General features: G+C 33.5%; 13 protein-coding genes and 3 pseudogenes. 3 read left to right on the top strand and 13 right to left on the bottom strand.

Annotated features, from left to right (window positions below; genetic code table 11):
• Positions 1-72: 72 nt before the first annotated feature.
• The 3 genes and pseudogenes from LS73_RS07810 to LS73_RS10655 form a co-directional block, all read right to left on the bottom strand.
• The gene (locus LS73_RS07810; protein ID WP_138070013.1) at positions 73-750 is read right to left on the bottom strand and encodes a TaqI-like C-terminal specificity domain-containing protein; all 678 of its coding nucleotides are present in this window, start codon (positions 748-750) and stop codon (positions 73-75) included.
• A 526-nt stretch (positions 751-1,276) separates the two neighbouring features.
• Positions 1,277-1,696 (bottom strand): annotated as a pseudogene (locus LS73_RS10660) (hypothetical protein); the annotation flags it as partial.
• A gap of 297 nt (positions 1,697-1,993) precedes the next feature.
• Positions 1,994-2,113, bottom strand: a pseudogene (locus LS73_RS10655) (class I SAM-dependent DNA methyltransferase); the annotation flags it as partial.
• A 141-nt stretch (positions 2,114-2,254) separates the two neighbouring features.
• On the opposite strand from LS73_RS10655, the gene LS73_RS07800 reads away from it, so the two are divergent.
• The gene (locus LS73_RS07800; RefSeq protein WP_052089603.1) at positions 2,255-2,902 is read left to right on the top strand and encodes a hypothetical protein; all 648 of its coding nucleotides are present in this window, start codon (positions 2,255-2,257) and stop codon (positions 2,900-2,902) included.
• Between the two features lie 226 nt (positions 2,903-3,128).
• Here LS73_RS07800 and LS73_RS07795 read toward each other — a convergent pair whose 3' ends face one another.
• The 6 genes from LS73_RS07795 to LS73_RS07770 form a co-directional block, all read right to left on the bottom strand.
• Positions 3,129-6,155 carry a type IIG restriction enzyme/methyltransferase gene (locus LS73_RS07795; protein WP_459178007.1) on the bottom strand — a complete coding sequence of 1,009 codons (3,027 nt, stop codon included), beginning with the start codon at positions 6,153-6,155 and terminating at the stop codon, positions 3,129-3,131.
• Positions 6,156-6,208: 53 nt separating this feature from the next.
• On the bottom strand, positions 6,209-6,532 hold the full coding sequence (locus LS73_RS07790; protein ID WP_138070012.1) for a DUF7149 domain-containing protein: 324 nt from the start codon (positions 6,530-6,532) through the stop codon (positions 6,209-6,211).
• A gap of 880 nt (positions 6,533-7,412) precedes the next feature.
• Positions 7,413-8,300 carry an aldo/keto reductase gene (locus LS73_RS07785; RefSeq protein WP_052089639.1) on the bottom strand — a complete coding sequence of 296 codons (888 nt, stop codon included), beginning with the start codon at positions 8,298-8,300 and terminating at the stop codon, positions 7,413-7,415.
• 28 nt (positions 8,301-8,328) lie between these two features.
• Entirely contained in the window at positions 8,329-8,553 is a 225-nt protein-coding gene (locus LS73_RS07780) for a twin-arginine translocation signal domain-containing protein (RefSeq protein WP_052089637.1), read from the bottom strand.
• 92 nt (positions 8,554-8,645) lie between these two features.
• Entirely contained in the window at positions 8,646-9,320 is a 675-nt protein-coding gene (locus LS73_RS07775) for a BsaWI family type II restriction enzyme (RefSeq protein ID WP_034557998.1), read from the bottom strand.
• Complete coding sequence (locus LS73_RS07770; protein ID WP_052089635.1) at positions 9,317-10,582, bottom strand: DNA methyltransferase; 1,266 nt, start codon at positions 10,580-10,582, stop codon at positions 9,317-9,319. Before LS73_RS07770 ends, LS73_RS07775 begins: the two co-directional genes overlap by 4 nt.
• Before the next feature lie 186 nt (positions 10,583-10,768).
• On the opposite strand from LS73_RS07770, the gene LS73_RS07765 reads away from it, so the two are divergent.
• Positions 10,769-11,695, top strand: coding sequence for a DNA-methyltransferase (locus LS73_RS07765; protein ID WP_104692288.1), 927 nt, complete (start codon positions 10,769-10,771; stop codon positions 11,693-11,695).
• 515 nt (positions 11,696-12,210) lie between these two features.
• On the opposite strand, the gene LS73_RS10555 is transcribed toward LS73_RS07765, so the two are convergent.
• Positions 12,211-13,131 carry a GmrSD restriction endonuclease domain-containing protein gene (locus LS73_RS10555; RefSeq protein WP_324737030.1) on the bottom strand — a complete coding sequence of 307 codons (921 nt, stop codon included), beginning with the start codon at positions 13,129-13,131 and terminating at the stop codon, positions 12,211-12,213.
• A gap of 519 nt (positions 13,132-13,650) precedes the next feature.
• Positions 13,651-14,304 (bottom strand): annotated as a pseudogene (locus tag LS73_RS10550) (DUF262 domain-containing protein); the annotation flags it as partial.
• Between the two features lie 165 nt (positions 14,305-14,469).
• Between LS73_RS10550 and LS73_RS07755 the strand changes: the two are divergent.
• Entirely contained in the window at positions 14,470-15,054 is a 585-nt protein-coding gene (locus LS73_RS07755) for a pyridoxamine 5'-phosphate oxidase family protein (RefSeq protein ID WP_034558535.1), read from the top strand.
• A gap of 139 nt (positions 15,055-15,193) precedes the next feature.
• Here the strand turns inward: LS73_RS07755 and LS73_RS07750 are convergent, their stop codons facing one another.
• Positions 15,194-16,150, bottom strand: coding sequence for an aldo/keto reductase (locus tag LS73_RS07750; protein ID WP_233708885.1), 957 nt, complete (start codon positions 16,148-16,150; stop codon positions 15,194-15,196).
• A gap of 111 nt (positions 16,151-16,261) precedes the next feature.
• On the bottom strand, positions 16,262-16,912 hold the full coding sequence (locus tag LS73_RS07745) for a uracil-DNA glycosylase family protein (RefSeq protein WP_034558534.1): 651 nt from the start codon (positions 16,910-16,912) through the stop codon (positions 16,262-16,264).
• Positions 16,913-17,062 lie beyond the last annotated feature (150 nt).

The following is a 17,062-nucleotide window of genomic DNA, read 5'->3' as shown; positions in this document are numbered from 1 at the left end:
ACTTCAGCTAACGCTTCAGTATGACAAGCTTTAGAATCTTGCAAGAATTTGTGATATAAACGATAAAGATTCTCAATTATTTCTGTTCTCTCTCTCTCTTGTTGATAATTCAGATTCAATTAAGTTTATCTCCTTTTCATTCAATCCATAGGCTTGATAAATCAAGGAATTAAGATGAGATTCTAAAGTTTTTGTATCGCAATCCTGCTTTTTGTTTTTTTCAAAATGGATTGTCTCATCTGCTTTAGTCAAGGGGGCTAGGGGGAGATTTTCGCTTTTATTCTCCCCCTTTTCCCCCTTAACAATCCCCCTTGACCCCATCAACGCGACTGCTCCATTGCCGCAGGGCAAGTTATCGCGTGGGTGAGATTTGCCCTGCATAGAATCTGCGCTATTTTGTGTATTATATGATTGAGTTTTAGATTCTAAAATTTGTTCTGCTGTAAATTCAATTTCTTGCAAAAGCTTAGAATCTATTTTATGCGTTTCTATCACAGGCAATCGCTCTACAAAGATTTTGCTCATCTCATAGCCATTTGCTCCCAAAGTCGCACCGATATGCTTAAAATACCAAAAATTCATTTTAGAATTAAGCACTGCAGTGAGATACAAGAGTCTATTTTTATCCTTGCATTTATCAGTAAGAATAAAACATTTTTGATTTGTGAAAAAACCTTGCGTATCAAGGTAAGCGATAAATTCTTTTGCCATATTAGGATAAATAATCTTGCCCTCATATTCTCTTGGCACTTGCAGCCCTTTGCAGAATCTAAAGGCTTCTTTTAACTCTAATTCAAAATTTTCACAAAGTAGTTTCACCAAAGATAGAATCTTAGATTCTATACTTGCGATAAGTAATAAGGCTAGACTATAACTTGCCCCCCCCAGCTAATTCTACAAGCCTTATTTCCTCATCACTTAAGCCATAGAGGGAGAAAACTAGGGAATTAAGTTTAGATTCTAAAGAATCAAGGCGAGATTCTAACTCTTGCAACTCCTCTTTATTATCAGAATCTTTTTCTCGCCCACTTCGTGGTGTTCCAAAATCGGAATCAAGTGAGGCAGAAGTGTCCTCACGCTGATTTTGGACTAGAAGTGGATTAAGCGAGGCTTCCCCATTGATTGCCGAAAAAGCGGTGTCTTTTTCGGGGTTAAGGGGGACGGGAGGGGGATAAACCCCTTTTTGCGATAAAGATTTTAAATTAGAATATTGCAAAGACTTTTTGCACTTTATAATCTCATTTACGATTTTTATAAATTCTGCTTCTTGGCTTTGAGTAATTTTAGGGATTGGGAGATTTTCTAAAAAGGCTTTTTTGTAGCGATAGCCACTTTCTCCTAATCCCCCTCCTGCATAAAATTCCTTAAAGGCAAAAGTGCAAAGTTTAGAATGTAAAAGCCCTAAAAGGTATTCTAAACTCGCTTTCATTTTGTCATATTGAGGGCTTTTGCCCGAAATATCTTTTTTAGAAATCTTAAGAGATTCTTCGCTTTCTTGCGAAAGCTCAGAATGACAATTTGCTGTTAAAATAAAGCTTGTCGCTTCTGCATAGAAATACCCAAACTTAAACTCACCATTGTCTAAATAAAATTGTGGTTCTCTCACAATTTCAGAATATATAATTTTAGGTTTAGCAAATTCCTCTAAATAAGCGCAATTTCTAAGATTGTAAGGCGTTATGCCCTTATCATCTCGGTTGTAGAATCCTTTACCCTTGCTCTGTTTGCCCTCACTTGCCACCTTATCAAAGTAAGCCTTAAGTGTTGGATACTCATCTATATCAATAGGCGGAATTTTAATTTTAGCTCGCTTTTGTTGAGATACTTCGGCTAACGCCTCAGTATGACAAGGGGTTGTATTTTTGGAATCTGGCGGAAGCATTTTAGATGAAATTTTGGGGTTGTGCAGATTTTTGGAGCTAAGGCTAGATACGGAATCTGCCGTGCGAGAAAAATCAAATCTCCCCGAAATTTCGCTAAAAGGCAACGCCTCACTCACATAGCCATTATGCGTATTGATTATCCACAATCCCGCCCAATCATAAGAATACCGCTTTATATCCCTCCCGCGTAAAATGGGCTTTATAAGCAACTCCGTGCGTTCTCTCTCTGTCAAATAAACCACACCTTTTTCTTTATCTATTCTTGAATCTAGATTTTGCATAACTTTTCCTCAATCTATTTCATGGTATTTTATGGTATTTTTGATAATATATCTTTTAATTTGATTTTTGTAAATGTCTAAAGGCAAGATATGGATATAAAAAAGCTAGAATTACTATTTTCGCAAGTGCGATTGCAGAGCTATCAAAGCACGAAAGAGCATTTTAGGAATCTTGCGCTAGTAGGTAAAATCTCACCAAAGCTATGTATCCTTGAAATCTGTATCCGCAATATTATAAATCATATTTTGATTGAAAGGTTAGGCATTGATTGGATAGAAAATGAAGTTGAGGCAGAATATAGGGGACAAAATCTTAGCAATCATCAGCTCATATCAAGGCAAAGACTTGGCTTTTGGCATAAGATGGTTGATAAACACAAGCTTTATAATCATATTTTTAGCTTTTCTAAATCTTTTGATTTTAAGCAATACTATTGGCAAAATATAGATAGATTCTATCACAATGGCAAAAAGCGATTTTTGCGAGATAGTCATAAGGCAGAGGTTGTTTTAAATTGGATTCATACTATTAGAAATCGTGCTTTTCACGCGGAAAATCTGCTAAAAACTCATATTGTTACTAAAGGTGAGAAAAATATTATCGTGCCTCGCATTGTAACTTTTGTAGAAACTGATAATCAAAGACTTTACTTTCGTATTATGCCTGATAAAATAGAAAGTTTTTTAGATGATTGCTTGGGCTTGATAGATAATGATTTGAAAGATTTGCTTGAGTAGAGTGAAAGCTACAAAAACCTACCTTAATCCCTGATACACCGGATTAAGTAATGTGCAATACTATGGGGGATTAAGGTAGGTTTTTATTGGTGTGGCACGAGGAGCCACTAACTAATGAGGGAGGATTTTATAGTATTAGCTCTTAAATTTTGCTTAAGAGGGCATAGCGACACCATTCTTACTGCTGTTTTTTGCTATAAATCTCGCCATTATAGCATTATTTGTGCTAGATTTTGCCTCCAAGGCGCAGATATTCCTCCAAGCTCATCGGCTTTAGGCTCTCCTCACTATCATCACACACACTCAGTATCTCCTCACGCTTTTTAGTATCTATAATAAAGGCTTCATTGTAGCCTGTCAAGATTCCACGATAAATGTTTATATCCCAATCCTTTAGCGGTGTGCCGATTTTTTCAATCTTGGCTTTTAAGGCTGCAATTTCTGGGCTTGTGAAAATAAAGGAATCCGTGCTTAGGGAATCTTGGGGGATTTGAATAAGCTCTAAGCTCTCCTCTAAAGGCTTGTTTTCTTTGGGATTATAATCCTTTGGGTTTGCATAGTTTAAGCTGTGGCTTGCATTAGCTTTTGCCTTATGAAATTCTAAAATACTCGTATCCACTGTGGCAGATTCAAAAACTTTCACACCATTGAAATCAAGATAGGTATTTATTTGCGTATTTTTAAGCAAAAATTCTCTCAAAGGCTCACCATAAGCAGCCCTGCACCATTTATTAGAAGTGATGAAGCTTAAGATACCATTGTCTTTAAGAATCTTAAGCCCAAGTTCGTAGAAGTAGGTATAAATATCACTCGTGCCTTTGTAAATGCTAAAGGCTTTTTGCAAATGAGGTTTTAAGTGTTTAATCTCCTCTTGCCTTATATAAGGCGGGTTGCCAATAACTAAGTCAAAACCTAAAAAATCGCCCTGTTTATTTTTGTGCAGGTTTCTTGAGTTTCCTTTTCGTTTATTTGCATTATTGCTTGCTATTTGTTCTTGTGTTAGTCCATTGTCTAGTAGTTTTGAAAACTCTATACGCCATTCAAAATTTCTTTCTAGGCTAAAAATTTTATTGTGTTCTTTTTTGAGATTCTCTAGGGCTTTTTGTGCTTTTTCTTCTTCTTTAATTTCATTTATTTGCGGAAAAAAACTAAAGGTTGTAACATTATTTTTTAAAAACTCATAATGTTCTGAAAGTTTATCTATGCCATATTTTTCATAATTTTTTGAATACTCATCACATTTTTTACGTAATGCTTTTAACTCTTTATAGTATTTTCTCATAAAAAACTTGCTTAAAAGCTCCTGTTTTGTGTTGTAGATTCTCTTTTGGTGTTGTTGTTTATCTGTGTAAAAGCAATGAAAATAATCAGACTCTAGTTTTTGATAGTCTTTTATTTTCTCCTTAATATCTATATAAAGTGGTTCAGAAATTGGCATATACGACACCAAGCTATTCCCACATTTAATATTTATATCGATATTTGGTAAAGTCTCTAGGCGTTTGTTGGCTATGTCTTTATAAAAGCTATATTTAAGTAGCTCTATCCAAAGGCGGAGTTTGGTAATCTCGCAAGAGTTTTGGTTAATATCCACACCAAAGAGGCAAGATTCTATTAATATGCGTTTGTTATGAAATAAAGCCCTTTGAATCTTATGAGATTCTATGTTTTCGTGTGCGGGCAGGGTGTAGGTAAAAAGGGCATTGTTAGAATCCCTTATCACAATCTCATCATGCAATATCTCTAATGAAATATCTTTTATCCTAGAGTAATTCTCATCGCATAAAATCCCAAGTTGAAATTTCAATAAAATTAGCTCATTTAAGGCAGAGACAAGAAAATGTCCGCTTCCTACAGATGGGTCGCAGATTTTAATAGAATCAAAAATTGCATTTGCTTGCTTGTAGTCCTCTTTAGAATTTGTGAGTTTATCAAGCTTGGTTTTAAGCGATTCTAAATCTGCACATTGCCAATTTTTCACGCTATTAAATTTCTCTAGCACGACTTTTTCTAGGCTTTGCTTGCACATATAGCTTGTAATAAAGCTTGGCGTATAAAAGCTACCCTCTTTATAACCATTTAGCTTTTCAAAGACAAGCCCCAATACAGCGGCATTAATGAGCTTATCATAGTTAATTTTAATATGGTTTTGAATATCGTTACTTGTAGTGGTGAAATCATAAGCATGTAAAAAGGCAAACAAATATTCTAAGAGTGGCAAGGCGGAATCTTTGCCTTTAATATTTAAGTCTTTGCGTATTTGCTCATCTTTATACAAAATAGAATCTGCATAGAGGGTTAAAGGCTTAGATTTTAAAGATCCAATCTGTTTGCCCTCATTTTCAAGGGGTGTCTCTTCAAAAAGGCTAGAGTTAAGATAGGGGATAGCTTGTAGAGATTCTGTGAGATTTTTGCCTCTGCTTTCCTCTACTTTTGCTAAGACATCGAAAAATAAAGTAGAGATAGCCGGGAAGTCCTTTAATGTCTCTAAATCCAAAAAAGGCTTAAGTATATGCTTAAAGCCTAAAAGCATTGATTCTAAAAGTCTTAGGAATAAAAGGCGATTATTCCAAGTAGTAAGCAAAGCAAACAGGGTTTCAAAGTCTTTATCTCTTGATAGCTTAAATTCAAAGCAAGTAGAATCTAATAAGGTATTTGGTGTATGGCTTGGCTCTATTATAACTTTAGAGTTTTGCACCTTTTCCTCTAAGCCTAAAATATAGAGCAGCTCGTTATAAAAGCTTTGATTGAGGGTATTAGAATCTATACAGACTTTATGCTTTAGAAGTGTAGAGGGGCTTATGGCTTGGTAGATGAGTGCTAAGGAAGTTTGATATTTGTTTATTTTAGATTCTATAGTTTGAAAATCTTTGGCTAACGCTTCAGAATGACAAGAGAAGCTTTCAAAATGAGAAGAGGATGCAGCATGATAAATGAGATTAGAGTCTAGTAAAGATTCATCTAGGCAAAAATAGGTGTATTTAAGTGTAGAATTAATATTAGGCAAAAGGAATTTTAGCATCTCATAGAATCTTTTCGTGCTTGTGTCGTTGCCATCTTTCTTTTCACAGTTTTTAAAGGCTTTAACAATCTCTTTATGCTTAGCAAATTGCATATATTCTTGTGCATCAATGCAATAAAATTTTTGCGTGTTGGTTAGGATAATGTAAGTAATATTGTTGTTTTTATGCGTGATAAATTCGCGCAAAAAATAGAGGATAGATTCATAAAAGGCTTTAGATTCTAAACTAATATTTGTATCTTTGATACTTTTATCAAGGGGATTTTCATTTAAGGTATTTTCATCTAGGGTATTTTGCCACCCCCCCCCCCGCCAATAAATTCGCCCTCATTGCTTAAGCTTTTTACCTCAAAAAGCACTTTGGGGGTAGAATCCTCATAAATAGCTAAATCGATTTTGTTTCTTGTGTTGCAAGAGTAGTCAAAAGTTTTGCTTAAAAAGCTACTTAAAATATTCTTTTGGTGTTCCTCGCTCTCTTTTTTAGAATCTGAAATGTTTGCTACATAGGATTTTAAACTTTGTTTAAAATTGCTAAGCACTTCTTGTGTGGGGGAGCTATTTTTGTTTTTTGTCAAAAAGTCTTGTAGTGTAATGAAGTAATAGCGCATATCCTGCCTTTTTGCTTAGATTTTACCACTTTTGGATTCTATCATTCTCTTAAATGCTTTGCGCTGCTTTTTTGCGGATTCCTAACTTGACAATAAATAAATCTTAGAATTATATTTCTATACAAATCCCGCATTTTAGGGCATTGTATGGAGTTTGTGTCATGCACACAAGCAAAAAGGAAATAAATCTACATGATTTTATAGCACATTATAGATTCTTATAGCTCAAAGCTAAACCTTTAATCCTATTATCATATTGAGGGCAAAGCCCGAAACATCTCATTAAAACATTAACAGCCTTTCTTTGCTTGGGCTTCCCTATTGTCATGCTAAAGCTTTTTACTCTCTTGTCATGCCTTAGATTTACTCTCTTGTCATGTTGAGCTACGCCTTCTTGTCATGTTGAGCTACGCCTTCTTGTCATGTTGAGCTACGCCCTCTTGTCATGTTGAGCAAAGCGAAACATCTCTTTTAATACAACACAATCTAAAACACCAAGAGCAATATATTGACACAAAGCACAAGAGAATTTTATGCTGCCAAATCTCTATGTTGCCCACTCAAAGAAACAAAGCAAACCATAAGCCTTAAATCCAAGCACACAAATATAAATACAAAAGCTTTTAACATAAAAATTATAAAAATACACAAATGGATTTTCAAGGATTTTTCAGGCACATAGAGGGGCACAATTCCCATGCCCCTCTATTCACTCCCCAACTTATACAAATACTTTAATAATATATAAAAACAGAAATACAAAAAATAGTTGATTTATAAATAATTTCTACTATTATTTTTTTGTTAAGCAATTCATAGATATAAAGATTCCTCATCTACGATATACTAAACTTACTAATTTAGCATTTCTATCTCCTTTTTATTTGCCTACCCTATTTGCCTGTTCTGCGGGGTATCTATCACCTACAATAATAATTTTATCTAAGCTAGAATCTATTGCTTTTATATCCGCATCGCTCAATTTCACAGCCAAAGCCTTAAGATTATCTTCCAAATGCACCTTGTTTGTCGTGCCAAAAAGTGGAACTATATAAGGTTTTTTTGTTAAAAGATAAGCAATAGCAACTTGTGCGGGAGTTGCGTTAGAATCTTTTGCGCTTGGATTTTTACCCTTGCCAAATTCTTTTAGCATTTCAATAATTTGGTAATTTGCCTCCATTGCGCTAGGTTGAAATCGCGGGAAAGTCGCGCGATTGTCATTGCTTGCATTAAATTCAGAATCTTTAGTGAGCTTGCCACTTAGATACCCACGATTAAGCGGAGAATACGAGACAAAGCCAATTCCTAATTTCTCTAATGTCGGCAGAATCTGCTTTTCAGGGTTGCGCCACATTAGGTGGTATTCGCTCTGCACCGCAGTTATGGGGCATATTTTATGTGCTTTTTCTATTGTCTTTGCGCTTAGCTCACACACGCCAAAGCGCGCGACTTTGCCCTCTTTGATGAGATCTTTCACACAACTCGCCACCTCCTCAATGGGCGTTTTGGGGTCAAATCTATGCTGATACAAAAGCGGAATCTGCTCTAAATTAAGCCTTTTTAGGCTATTTTCCACAACTTCACGAATGCGCTTAGGTGAGCTATCTAGCACACTAGAATCTTTACCAAAGCCAAATTTTGTAGTAATGAAAATCTTGTTTTTGTAGGGCTTTAGCAACTCGCCGACAAGAATCTCGTTGCTATCTGGTCCATAGGTTTGCGCGGTGTCATAGAGTGTGATTCCGCTTTCAATAGCAGCTTCTAGCATTTTTAATGCCTCTTTTTTGCTTAGTTTTTTAGAGCGGTGGTAGTTTAAGCCCCATACAGCCAAAAGCTAGGGCAGAGACTTCAAAGGCATAGCTGCCCTTGCCTAAAATGCGCTTTGGCATTGGGATTTTAGAAGTTTTAGAATCCACGCCAAAAAGCGGCAATGATCCCACACTTAAGGCAATGCTAAGCATTGCAGAAGTTTTAATAAAATCACGCCGAGAATCTGCGCTATGTAATGAATGTTTTTGCATTACTCCTCCTTATAATAAAAATACATTTGAAATTATAAAGCCTAACACTTAGTGTTTGGGTGAAATGTTTTATTGTGCTAATACTTATCATTTTAATTCATTTGCATTTTTCTTAAATCCTCTATGAATTTCTCAAACGATTTTACTTTATTGCTTGCTTGAAAAGCATTTTGTGTCAATATATAGCAGCCATCTAAATCAATCTCACAAATTGCTCGTCCTTTTTTACAAGGCTTTTTGAATGATAGGGTTTCATCCTCATCTAATGTTATAAAAAATACCTTTATATGCTTTGTGATGTTTGATTGCGCTAATTTTAGCTTCCAATATCCTGTTTGTGCTATTCGCTCTCGCAGAGTTACTTTGCTAGATAAAACTGCTATAACTTTTAGATTTATCGGATTGTAAATCACCATATCAACATCTGGTAGGTGAAATCCAAACTCACCATAATCTATACAAAGATTTCTTTTGATTGTCTCTAATTCTGTGCTAAGTTTTGTGGAGCGTTCAAGCTTGTTACCATTAATGATATTAAAGCCTAGCTTTTCTACCTCATCTTTAATAATATATTCAATAATTTTTTCTAAATTTTTACCCTTAAATGCTCTCCAAGATTGCTCTGTGTCTTGCAAGCCTTTATTGATAGCCATAGTTTTATGCAATTCTTTAGCATTTTTAAAAAGCTGCGATATGTGTTTATAGGTTTCTTTGCCATATTTTTGTTTCATTTCCTCATATAGAGTAATTAAATCTTGCAAACTCATTGTTTTTCCATTATCAAAATATATTCTGTGGGATATGCCAATTTATCTGTATCTTGCCTTTTACTGAATCTGCCAGTGCTAGAATCTCTTGTTGATGGGAGCATTTTTGATGGGATTTCTCTATGGATTATGTTATGAATCTTAAAACCTAGATTTTGCATTTGTTCGCAAAAAACTTCAGCATTTAAAATATCCACACCTTTAAATTGCGTGTTGCCAATCACTATACAAGCCTTACCTTTGGACTTTAAAATACGCTTCATTTCCAAAAAACTCTCCAGCATATCGGCATAGTAGTTTTGGACTTCCATTTGTTTTTTATTGCCTAATTGAGAGATGATTTCATCAGCCATATTGCTTTGCAAGTCAATTTTGCCTCTAACCTTTGCGCTACTGCCTATAAACTTTTTCCTAAAGCTAGCTAAATCATCAAGATAGCCAAGCCAAAGAGATGGCAGCTGATGCAAGTCAGCATATTCATAGCTCGTTACATAAGGCGGACTTGTAACGATTAAATCAACACTATTATCTTGTGTGTTTAAACTCCTAGAATCTCCACACGAAATATTGCAATAATAATGAATGCTATCTAGTATATTTTTATTCAAGAAAGATTGATATTCCTCGTGTTTTTTTATCATTTTCTTTGCGTGTGCAAAAAATAATTTATAAACTTGTGCTTCTTTTTTATTCAAATCCCTTGTAGGTTTTATACTCTTTTGTAGCCAAAGAGATGAGGATTTCAAAATCTGTGAAAAGCAAATATAGAAAAAATCCCTAATATCGCCATTTTGAATCATATTAATATGTTGCAAAAGTTTTGATAATGAATTTTTTTCATTTACTCTAAACCAATAATCCAACCGTTCGTTTTTAATTTCCGCAAGTTGCGACTCTTTATAATTAGAAAAAAGACTTTTTGTATGGCAAAAAAGATTCTCCAAAGTAAAAAATTCATCTTTTAACTGCTCTATATTAAGGGGAGTAATTTTTACTTTTGTTAAAAGATAGGCTATTTGATTAATATCTACACCAATAGCTTTTCTATTGCTAACTAGGGATTCTACTATTGTCGTTCCGCTTCCCATAAATGGATCGGTTATCAAATCGCCATCTTTGCTATATTCTTTTATTAATCTATTTGCAAGCTGCGGTATGAATTTGGCTGGATATGTGTAATAACTATGCGTGATATAGCTTGTATCTTTTTGTGTTTTATCACTAAAAGACCAAGAATAATCAATGGGAACAGATAAGCTCAAAATTTAGTGCCTTTTATAAATAGGTGTAATATTAGCATCAATACACTGAATCATTTATTATTTAGAACACAAAATTATTTTTATTGATTATATAATTATACAACCTCACACCTAGTGCTTGTCAAGTAGCTTAGTAAAATAACTAGAAATATTTGCTAGACTATTCACACTCAATAAGGAGGATTTATGACTGCGATAATAGATAGTGTGCAAAACATCAAGGATTCTAAAGAATCTATCACATCAAAATATCACATCTTCAATCAAGATTGCGTCAAGGGACTTAAAACACTCACAAACAATTCTATTGATTGCATTATTACCGACCCGCCTTATTTTATTGATGGTATGGGGAGTGAATGGAATGATAAAAACCTAAAAGCTAAAGCTTCAAAAAGTGGTGTGATTGGAGGGTTGCCTGTGGGTATGAAATTTGATAAAGCTCAAGGCGAGAAATTGCAGGATTTTATGAATCCTCTAGCAAAAGAATTTTATAGAATCTTAAAGCCCGGAGGATTTTGTATTGTATTTTCACAAGCAAGACTTTATCACAGAATGGCAATGAGTTTAGATTTAGCAGGATTTGAAATAAGAGATATGTTAGCGTGGAAATATGAGGGACAAGCAAAGGCATTCTCTCAGACCCATTTTATTAAAAAAGATAAAAACCTTACGCAAACACAAAAAGATTCTTTAATCAAAGAATTAGATGGGTATAAAACGCCACAATTAAAGCCACAAATCGAACCCATGGTAATGGCACAAAAGCCAAAAGAGGGGACATTTGTGCAAAATTGGCAAAAGCATAAACTAGGGCTTATCAATACAAAAGAGAGTTTAGATGGGAAGTTTCCTAGCAATGTAATGGAGGTTAGCAAACACACAAGAAAGAATGAAAGCGATATAAAAATAGAACATTTAACTCCCAAGCCTGTGTGTCTTATCTCTCATATTGTCAAGCTTTTTACGCAAGAGGGGCAAATCGTGCTGGACCCCTTTATGGGAAGTGGCTCTCACGCACTTGCTGTATTAAAGAATAATCGCCTTTTTATAGGCTATGAAATTGAGAAAAGATATTTTGAAATAGCCAAAGAGCGTATAGAGATTTTGTAATGCAAGAAAGACATATTAATCCTAGCTTGCTGCTAGAAATTAGCAATATTATTTATCAAGCATAAATCATTTTTTATAAAAATAATAGATTCTTAATAGCAAAATAGTAGGCGCAAATATAAGCTCTAATCTGCCATGTGTGAATCATGTATGAATGCAGTAAAACTTTATTGTGTTAATTATCATGTTAAGCGCAAGCTACTAAATTTACTAAAGAAGCTTTGCTTTCTTCAACGAATAAACATCTAATCAAAAGCCTAAATATCTTAGAATCCAATTTATGTATAGCAGTCTGTCTTTGGATTCTTCGACTAAAGACTAAAAATAACAAGGATAAGGCTAAATGTTACAAAGCATATATCTCTTTAGATTCCTTATATAAAGTAGCAATGACAATAACTTACTTAATATTTTGTAAATATATATTATCTACCTTAAATATAGCTTTTAAATTATGCTATGTAAATATTTAAACAATCTAAAAAGCATTAGACAAAATCAAAATAATTGCTTCTCTATAATTGTTTTTCTAGGGCTTGTCTAATTAACCCCAAACAATAAGCCACATTATCCATAGAATCCAAAATTACTTCTACCTTTCCATTACCCCAAGCTCCGATATTGCTAACATCTTTTGCTAATTCTTTAGGATCATTTAATTCATCAATATAAATGTTAATACTTAGCTTTAAGGCATTTTGTTGAGGGATAATATCTACAAAGTTGGTATCAAATTTATAGGCGATATAGAGCTTTAAAATTTTTTCTTCTATACCCTCATCAAGAGCTAAAATCCCATTTCTTAAAGCCTCAAACAACTCTTTACTTTTGCCATTTTGTAAAAACTTATGATTCTCTAAAGTCTGTTCGTTTTTGGGTTTGTGGCTTTCTGAATAGTTCTCTAAAGCCCCTTTATCAAGTTTTAGATATGTCCAAATTTTTAGGGCATCTTTAGCTAAATCTTGCGCTCTTTGTTTAATATTTGCCTCATTCCAAGATTCTATACTTTTTAATTCTTTATTTAACCTCAAAGGACTTTCTTTGAAGCCCCCTTTCATATTTTGTTTTTCTCTAAAAGATTTATTAGAATATTCAGAGTTATAGCCTGTAAGCGTAAGGTTGCCTAAAGTATGCAAATATTTTTCGTGGATTTCTTGCCAATGTTGCCCAAGCTCCTCTTGCCATTTTTTGCTGTTTTTAATGCTTTGAGGCATAATATGCTCAATAGTGTATTCATTTATATTTACCTTTTCTTTTCTATTAAAATTTTCTAACTTATCAAAAAAATAAAGCTTTTTCTTAAATGCCTCATAAATATTTTTACTATATAAGTTCTCTTCAAATTCACTATCATTTGGAAATTTTGATGTATTTTTTAAACAATAAAAATATGTAAATATACTTTGTAAATATTCGCTTTTATTGACTTTTTTCATAGCAGAAGCAAAAACTTTATTTAAAGAATTTGTAGGGATTCCACAAATCGCCCTCCTTAACAAATAGCTTTCTATCATCTTTAAGATTTCTAAAAAATCATTCTTGCTTAGAACTTCATCCTTATAATCCCTATAAAGCTCAAGTAAAAATGGATATGCCACTTCACAATCTAGTGCCTTAAGATTCTCAAAACTTTCAAATAATTCTTTGTCTTTTTCTCTTTTAAAAGCCATAGTGCAATAAAAATGTGAGTATTGTTGCAAGTCTTCCAATAAGTCTTTTGTGCTAAGATTTTGAGATTGTTTATACTCTTTAAAAGATTCATAAATCCTATCTAAATTTGGGGTTTTTCCATCATTTTTTATAGTGAGATAATGCCTTACAAAATAATCAAAGCTTTGCTTTTCTTTTTTGTCCTTATTGAAATTTTCTCCAAATTCAGTTTCCATAGTGTGCCAACAATTCTCATAAATTTGCTTTTGCTGCTCTGGGGCTAAATCCATTAACACATAATTGCGTATTAAGTCTGCTTGAGATAAATCCTTACCTGTGGAATTCATACTTTCAAAAATCAGCTGCGGGTCGTCATTGCCTCTCTCTAGCGATACATCAATAATTAAAAGCTTATTAATGCCTTTGCAAATAATCTCTAAGTTATCTTTATTTTGTTCTAATTTATCTTTAAAAAACTTAAAATTATTTTTGATTTTATTTGAAAGCTGCATAGGTTTAGTATGGTCTTTATCTATCAGAGAAATAAGTGTATCTTTATCACTTTGCGTAAGGATAAGTTTGTATTTTTCCTAATTTTTTCCGTATTGATTAATAAGATAGTAATCTCTAATTTCATCTTTTGAGAATCCTGAAATGCTATTATCTGTAATTTCTCTTATAGCCTGTAAAAGTAGGGTTAATGTAGTAAGTCTTTGCTGCCCATCTATAATCATAAGCTGATTGATTGAGCTATGATGATAAACATCATCTTTAATATACATGATAGAGCCTATAAAGTGTGCTTTTGTCTTTTCATTTGCGCCTATTTTCTCAATATCATGCCATAGTTTTTTACAATGTTCAATATCCCAGCTATAAGTTCTTTGATACACAGGGATAATAAATTGTGTCTTTTGAGCATTTAAAAATTTTAGGGCATCAACTGCTTCTGCTTTCATTTTCTCTCCTATTTAGTTTTGATGTCCAAACTCATATTCTATCAAAAAATGCAAAGTAGCGATATGGCTCTAAGAAAAAGTTACTTTTATGTAGTTTTAATTTAATAAATTACTTATTAATTAGCGTTAGGCTGTAATATAATCAGTTTCCTTTAAGGATGGTCAATGCGCCGTAAAGATTTTGATTTTAAAAATATGCCAACTATTGAAAAATTTTTAACCCAAATAACCTTTGGCACACTTGTGATTCCTGATAATATTCCTTATGCAGTTCCGCTTAGTTTTTGCTATGAAGATTCTAAAATCTACTTGCACGGCGCAAAGGCGGGGCGTAAATATAAACTTCTAAAATATAATCCCAAAGTTTCCTTTAGTGCAGCTAAACCCTATGCCTATATCCCTAGTCATTTTTTAAATAATACGATGATTCCTACTCAATTTTTCTTTTCTGTTTTTATAGAGGGGCAATTTTGTGCGGTGGAGGATTTGGAAGAGAAAAAGCATATTTTAACGCGTCTTGTGCAGAAATATGAACCAAGTAATACACAAATGAACATGGAGAGAGGACAATTTATCGGGACAGAAAGGGGTGTATTTGTAGGAAAAATCCTTATAGAATCTTTAAGTGCAAAAGCCAAATTTGGACAGAATCTCAAAATTGAGGACTTTGAGCAAATTGTAGAGGATTTGCAAAATCGTAGTGATATGCTAGATATACAAACCATAGAGCAAATGAAAAAGTTTCAATAGATAATGGCAAATCTCCTTTAAGATTATAAAGCCTATTTAGGCTTATGGGCTTTGTATCCTTTGATAGCATTTCAGGATTTTCTAAAGTTTTCTTATGTGGCATTACAATCAATCTATATTTGTCCAATCTATATTTGTCTTATTTGCCGCTAAATACAGGAAAATATGAATGCTCTCCATAATCTTTAAAATGAAGTTTTTTTAGAGATTCTAAATCTTCTTTAGAAATGCTAAAATTTACGTCCGCATTTTGTGCGATAAAGCCGGGAGTTTTACTCTTTGGCAATGATACAAGCCCTAATTCTAATGTATAGCGAATGGAAAGTTGCGCAGGGCTTACATGATATTTATCAGCCATGGCTTTAATGCTAGGATCTTTTAAAAGCTCCCCATGTGCAATTGGCGAATATGCTTCAACAACCAAATCTTTACTTTTACAATATTCTATCAAATCAAAAGGTGTATTGCCTATGTGTGTTAGAATCTGATTTACGGCAGGTTTAATTGTGCAATGTTTAAAGATATTTTCTAAGTCTTTTTGTAAAAAATTGCTCACGCCAATAGAGTGCACCTTACCCGCCTTTTGTGCATCTTCAAGAGCTTTATATACTTCTACATTTTGGTTGAAATAATCGCCTCCTCTAAAATCTTTCCAAGGCTGTGGGCTATGAATAAGCATTAAATCAATAAAATCTAGTTTCATAAGCTTTAGCGAATCGTCAATGGATTTACTAGCACTTTTGTAGTCTTTGTATTCAGCGCGAATCTTACTCGTTATAAAAAGCTTATCCCTTTCTATATTATAGTTGCGCACTGCCATTCCCACGCCTTTTTCATTCTCATAGGCTTGAGCAGTATCAAAATGGCGATAGCCAATTTTTAGTGCCTCTTTGATGACATTTTCAACGATATTATTTTTTATACGCCACAAACCAAGCCCTAGTCGCGGAATTTTTGCTCCATTATTAAGCGTAAAAAAGCTATCTAAAACAGAATCTACATTTGAGTTTATTGGATTTTCTAGCCCACTTAAAAGATTTGGTGCTAGAATTGCCGCTCCAAGCCCTAATTTCATGAAATCTCTGCGATTTGTCATTATTTCTCCTTGTAAATTAATCCCAAAATTATAAAGCATGACATTTAGTGTTTGTCAAGATCAATTTTCACATAGTTTGCTTAATAAAAGAAAGAAGGATTATATATACCTTTAAATTTCTAGTAAAACTTTCCATGCATTCAAGAGATTATCAAGACTATACTTTGCATTAGCTGGACTAGTTGAAGGTAAAGAAAATATGGCAATCTCACGTCCAAATTTTTGTGAAGTTATGGGGGTGAGGGTTTTATAATGGGAGTGGGAATGTAGCATTAATGATAAATTTTGATTCTTGCAATATTTTTGAAAAAGCATTGTTGCTTTTGTGCCATTTAAGCAAATAGCCTTAATCTTGCTAGAATGCAGTAGGTTAAAGACATCATTAAACACAATATTTTTAAGAGTAGAATCACTTGAACCAATGATTTCACAAGAATAGACAATATCCCATAACACAAATAAATGAGACTTAAGAAATGCTATTTTAGTAGCCATAGATTGCATAGATAAAGATATATGCTTATAATCTGCTTTAGGTATATGTGAGGCAGTGTTTTGCTCTAAAAAAATAGCTTGTGGAGTAGTAGAATTTGGCATAACACTCCTCTCTTTAAACAATAATTCCAGCACTCTCCAAAAACGATTTTGCGGATGAGCGTAGTAAAATCCTTCTTCTCTTGAAGCAACAGAGGGGAAAGAGCCAAGAATGAGGATTTTAGAATCTTTAGTTAAACCACTAGGAGCAAATGGGTGTTTAGGCATATCTATCCTTATAGAATGAAACATTTAGCTTATTGATTTATCGACCAAATATAGCTTCAGTAGTAGATTATATAATTTTTCAATTCTTAGCTTATATTCAAAATATTTTGTTGTTAAAATAATAGAAACACCCTGCTCCACAATCTTTGC

Origin of the sequence: Helicobacter muridarum, assembly GCF_000765805.2 — a bacterium.
GTDB lineage: Bacteria > Campylobacterota > Campylobacteria > Campylobacterales > Helicobacteraceae > Helicobacter_A > Helicobacter_A muridarum.
This window is presented reverse-complemented; position numbering and strand designations above follow the sequence as displayed.

Excerpts from the sequence above, each read along its gene's own strand:
- LS73_RS10555 (WP_324737030.1), bottom strand. The coding sequence starts at position 13,131 with ATGAAAAAAGTCAATAAAAGCGAATATTTACAAAGTATATTTACATAT.
- LS73_RS07780 (WP_052089637.1), bottom strand. The coding sequence starts at position 8,553 with ATGCAAAAACATTCATTACATAGCGCAGATTCTCGGCGTGATTTTATT.
- LS73_RS07750 (WP_233708885.1), bottom strand. The coding sequence starts at position 16,150 with ATGACAAATCGCAGAGATTTCATGAAATTAGGGCTTGGAGCGGCAATT.
- LS73_RS07745 (WP_034558534.1), bottom strand. The coding sequence starts at position 16,912 with ATGCCTAAACACCCATTTGCTCCTAGTGGTTTAACTAAAGATTCTAAA.
- LS73_RS07775 (WP_034557998.1), bottom strand. The coding sequence starts at position 9,320 with ATGAGTTTGCAAGATTTAATTACTCTATATGAGGAAATGAAACAAAAA.
- LS73_RS07765 (WP_104692288.1), top strand. The coding sequence starts at position 10,769 with ATGACTGCGATAATAGATAGTGTGCAAAACATCAAGGATTCTAAAGAA.
- LS73_RS07755 (WP_034558535.1), top strand. The coding sequence starts at position 14,470 with ATGCGCCGTAAAGATTTTGATTTTAAAAATATGCCAACTATTGAAAAA.
- LS73_RS07800 (WP_052089603.1), top strand. The coding sequence starts at position 2,255 with ATGGATATAAAAAAGCTAGAATTACTATTTTCGCAAGTGCGATTGCAG.
- LS73_RS07790 (WP_138070012.1), bottom strand. The coding sequence starts at position 6,532 with ATGCGCTATTACTTCATTACACTACAAGACTTTTTGACAAAAAACAAA.
- LS73_RS07785 (WP_052089639.1), bottom strand. The coding sequence starts at position 8,300 with ATGCTAGAAGCTGCTATTGAAAGCGGAATCACACTCTATGACACCGCG.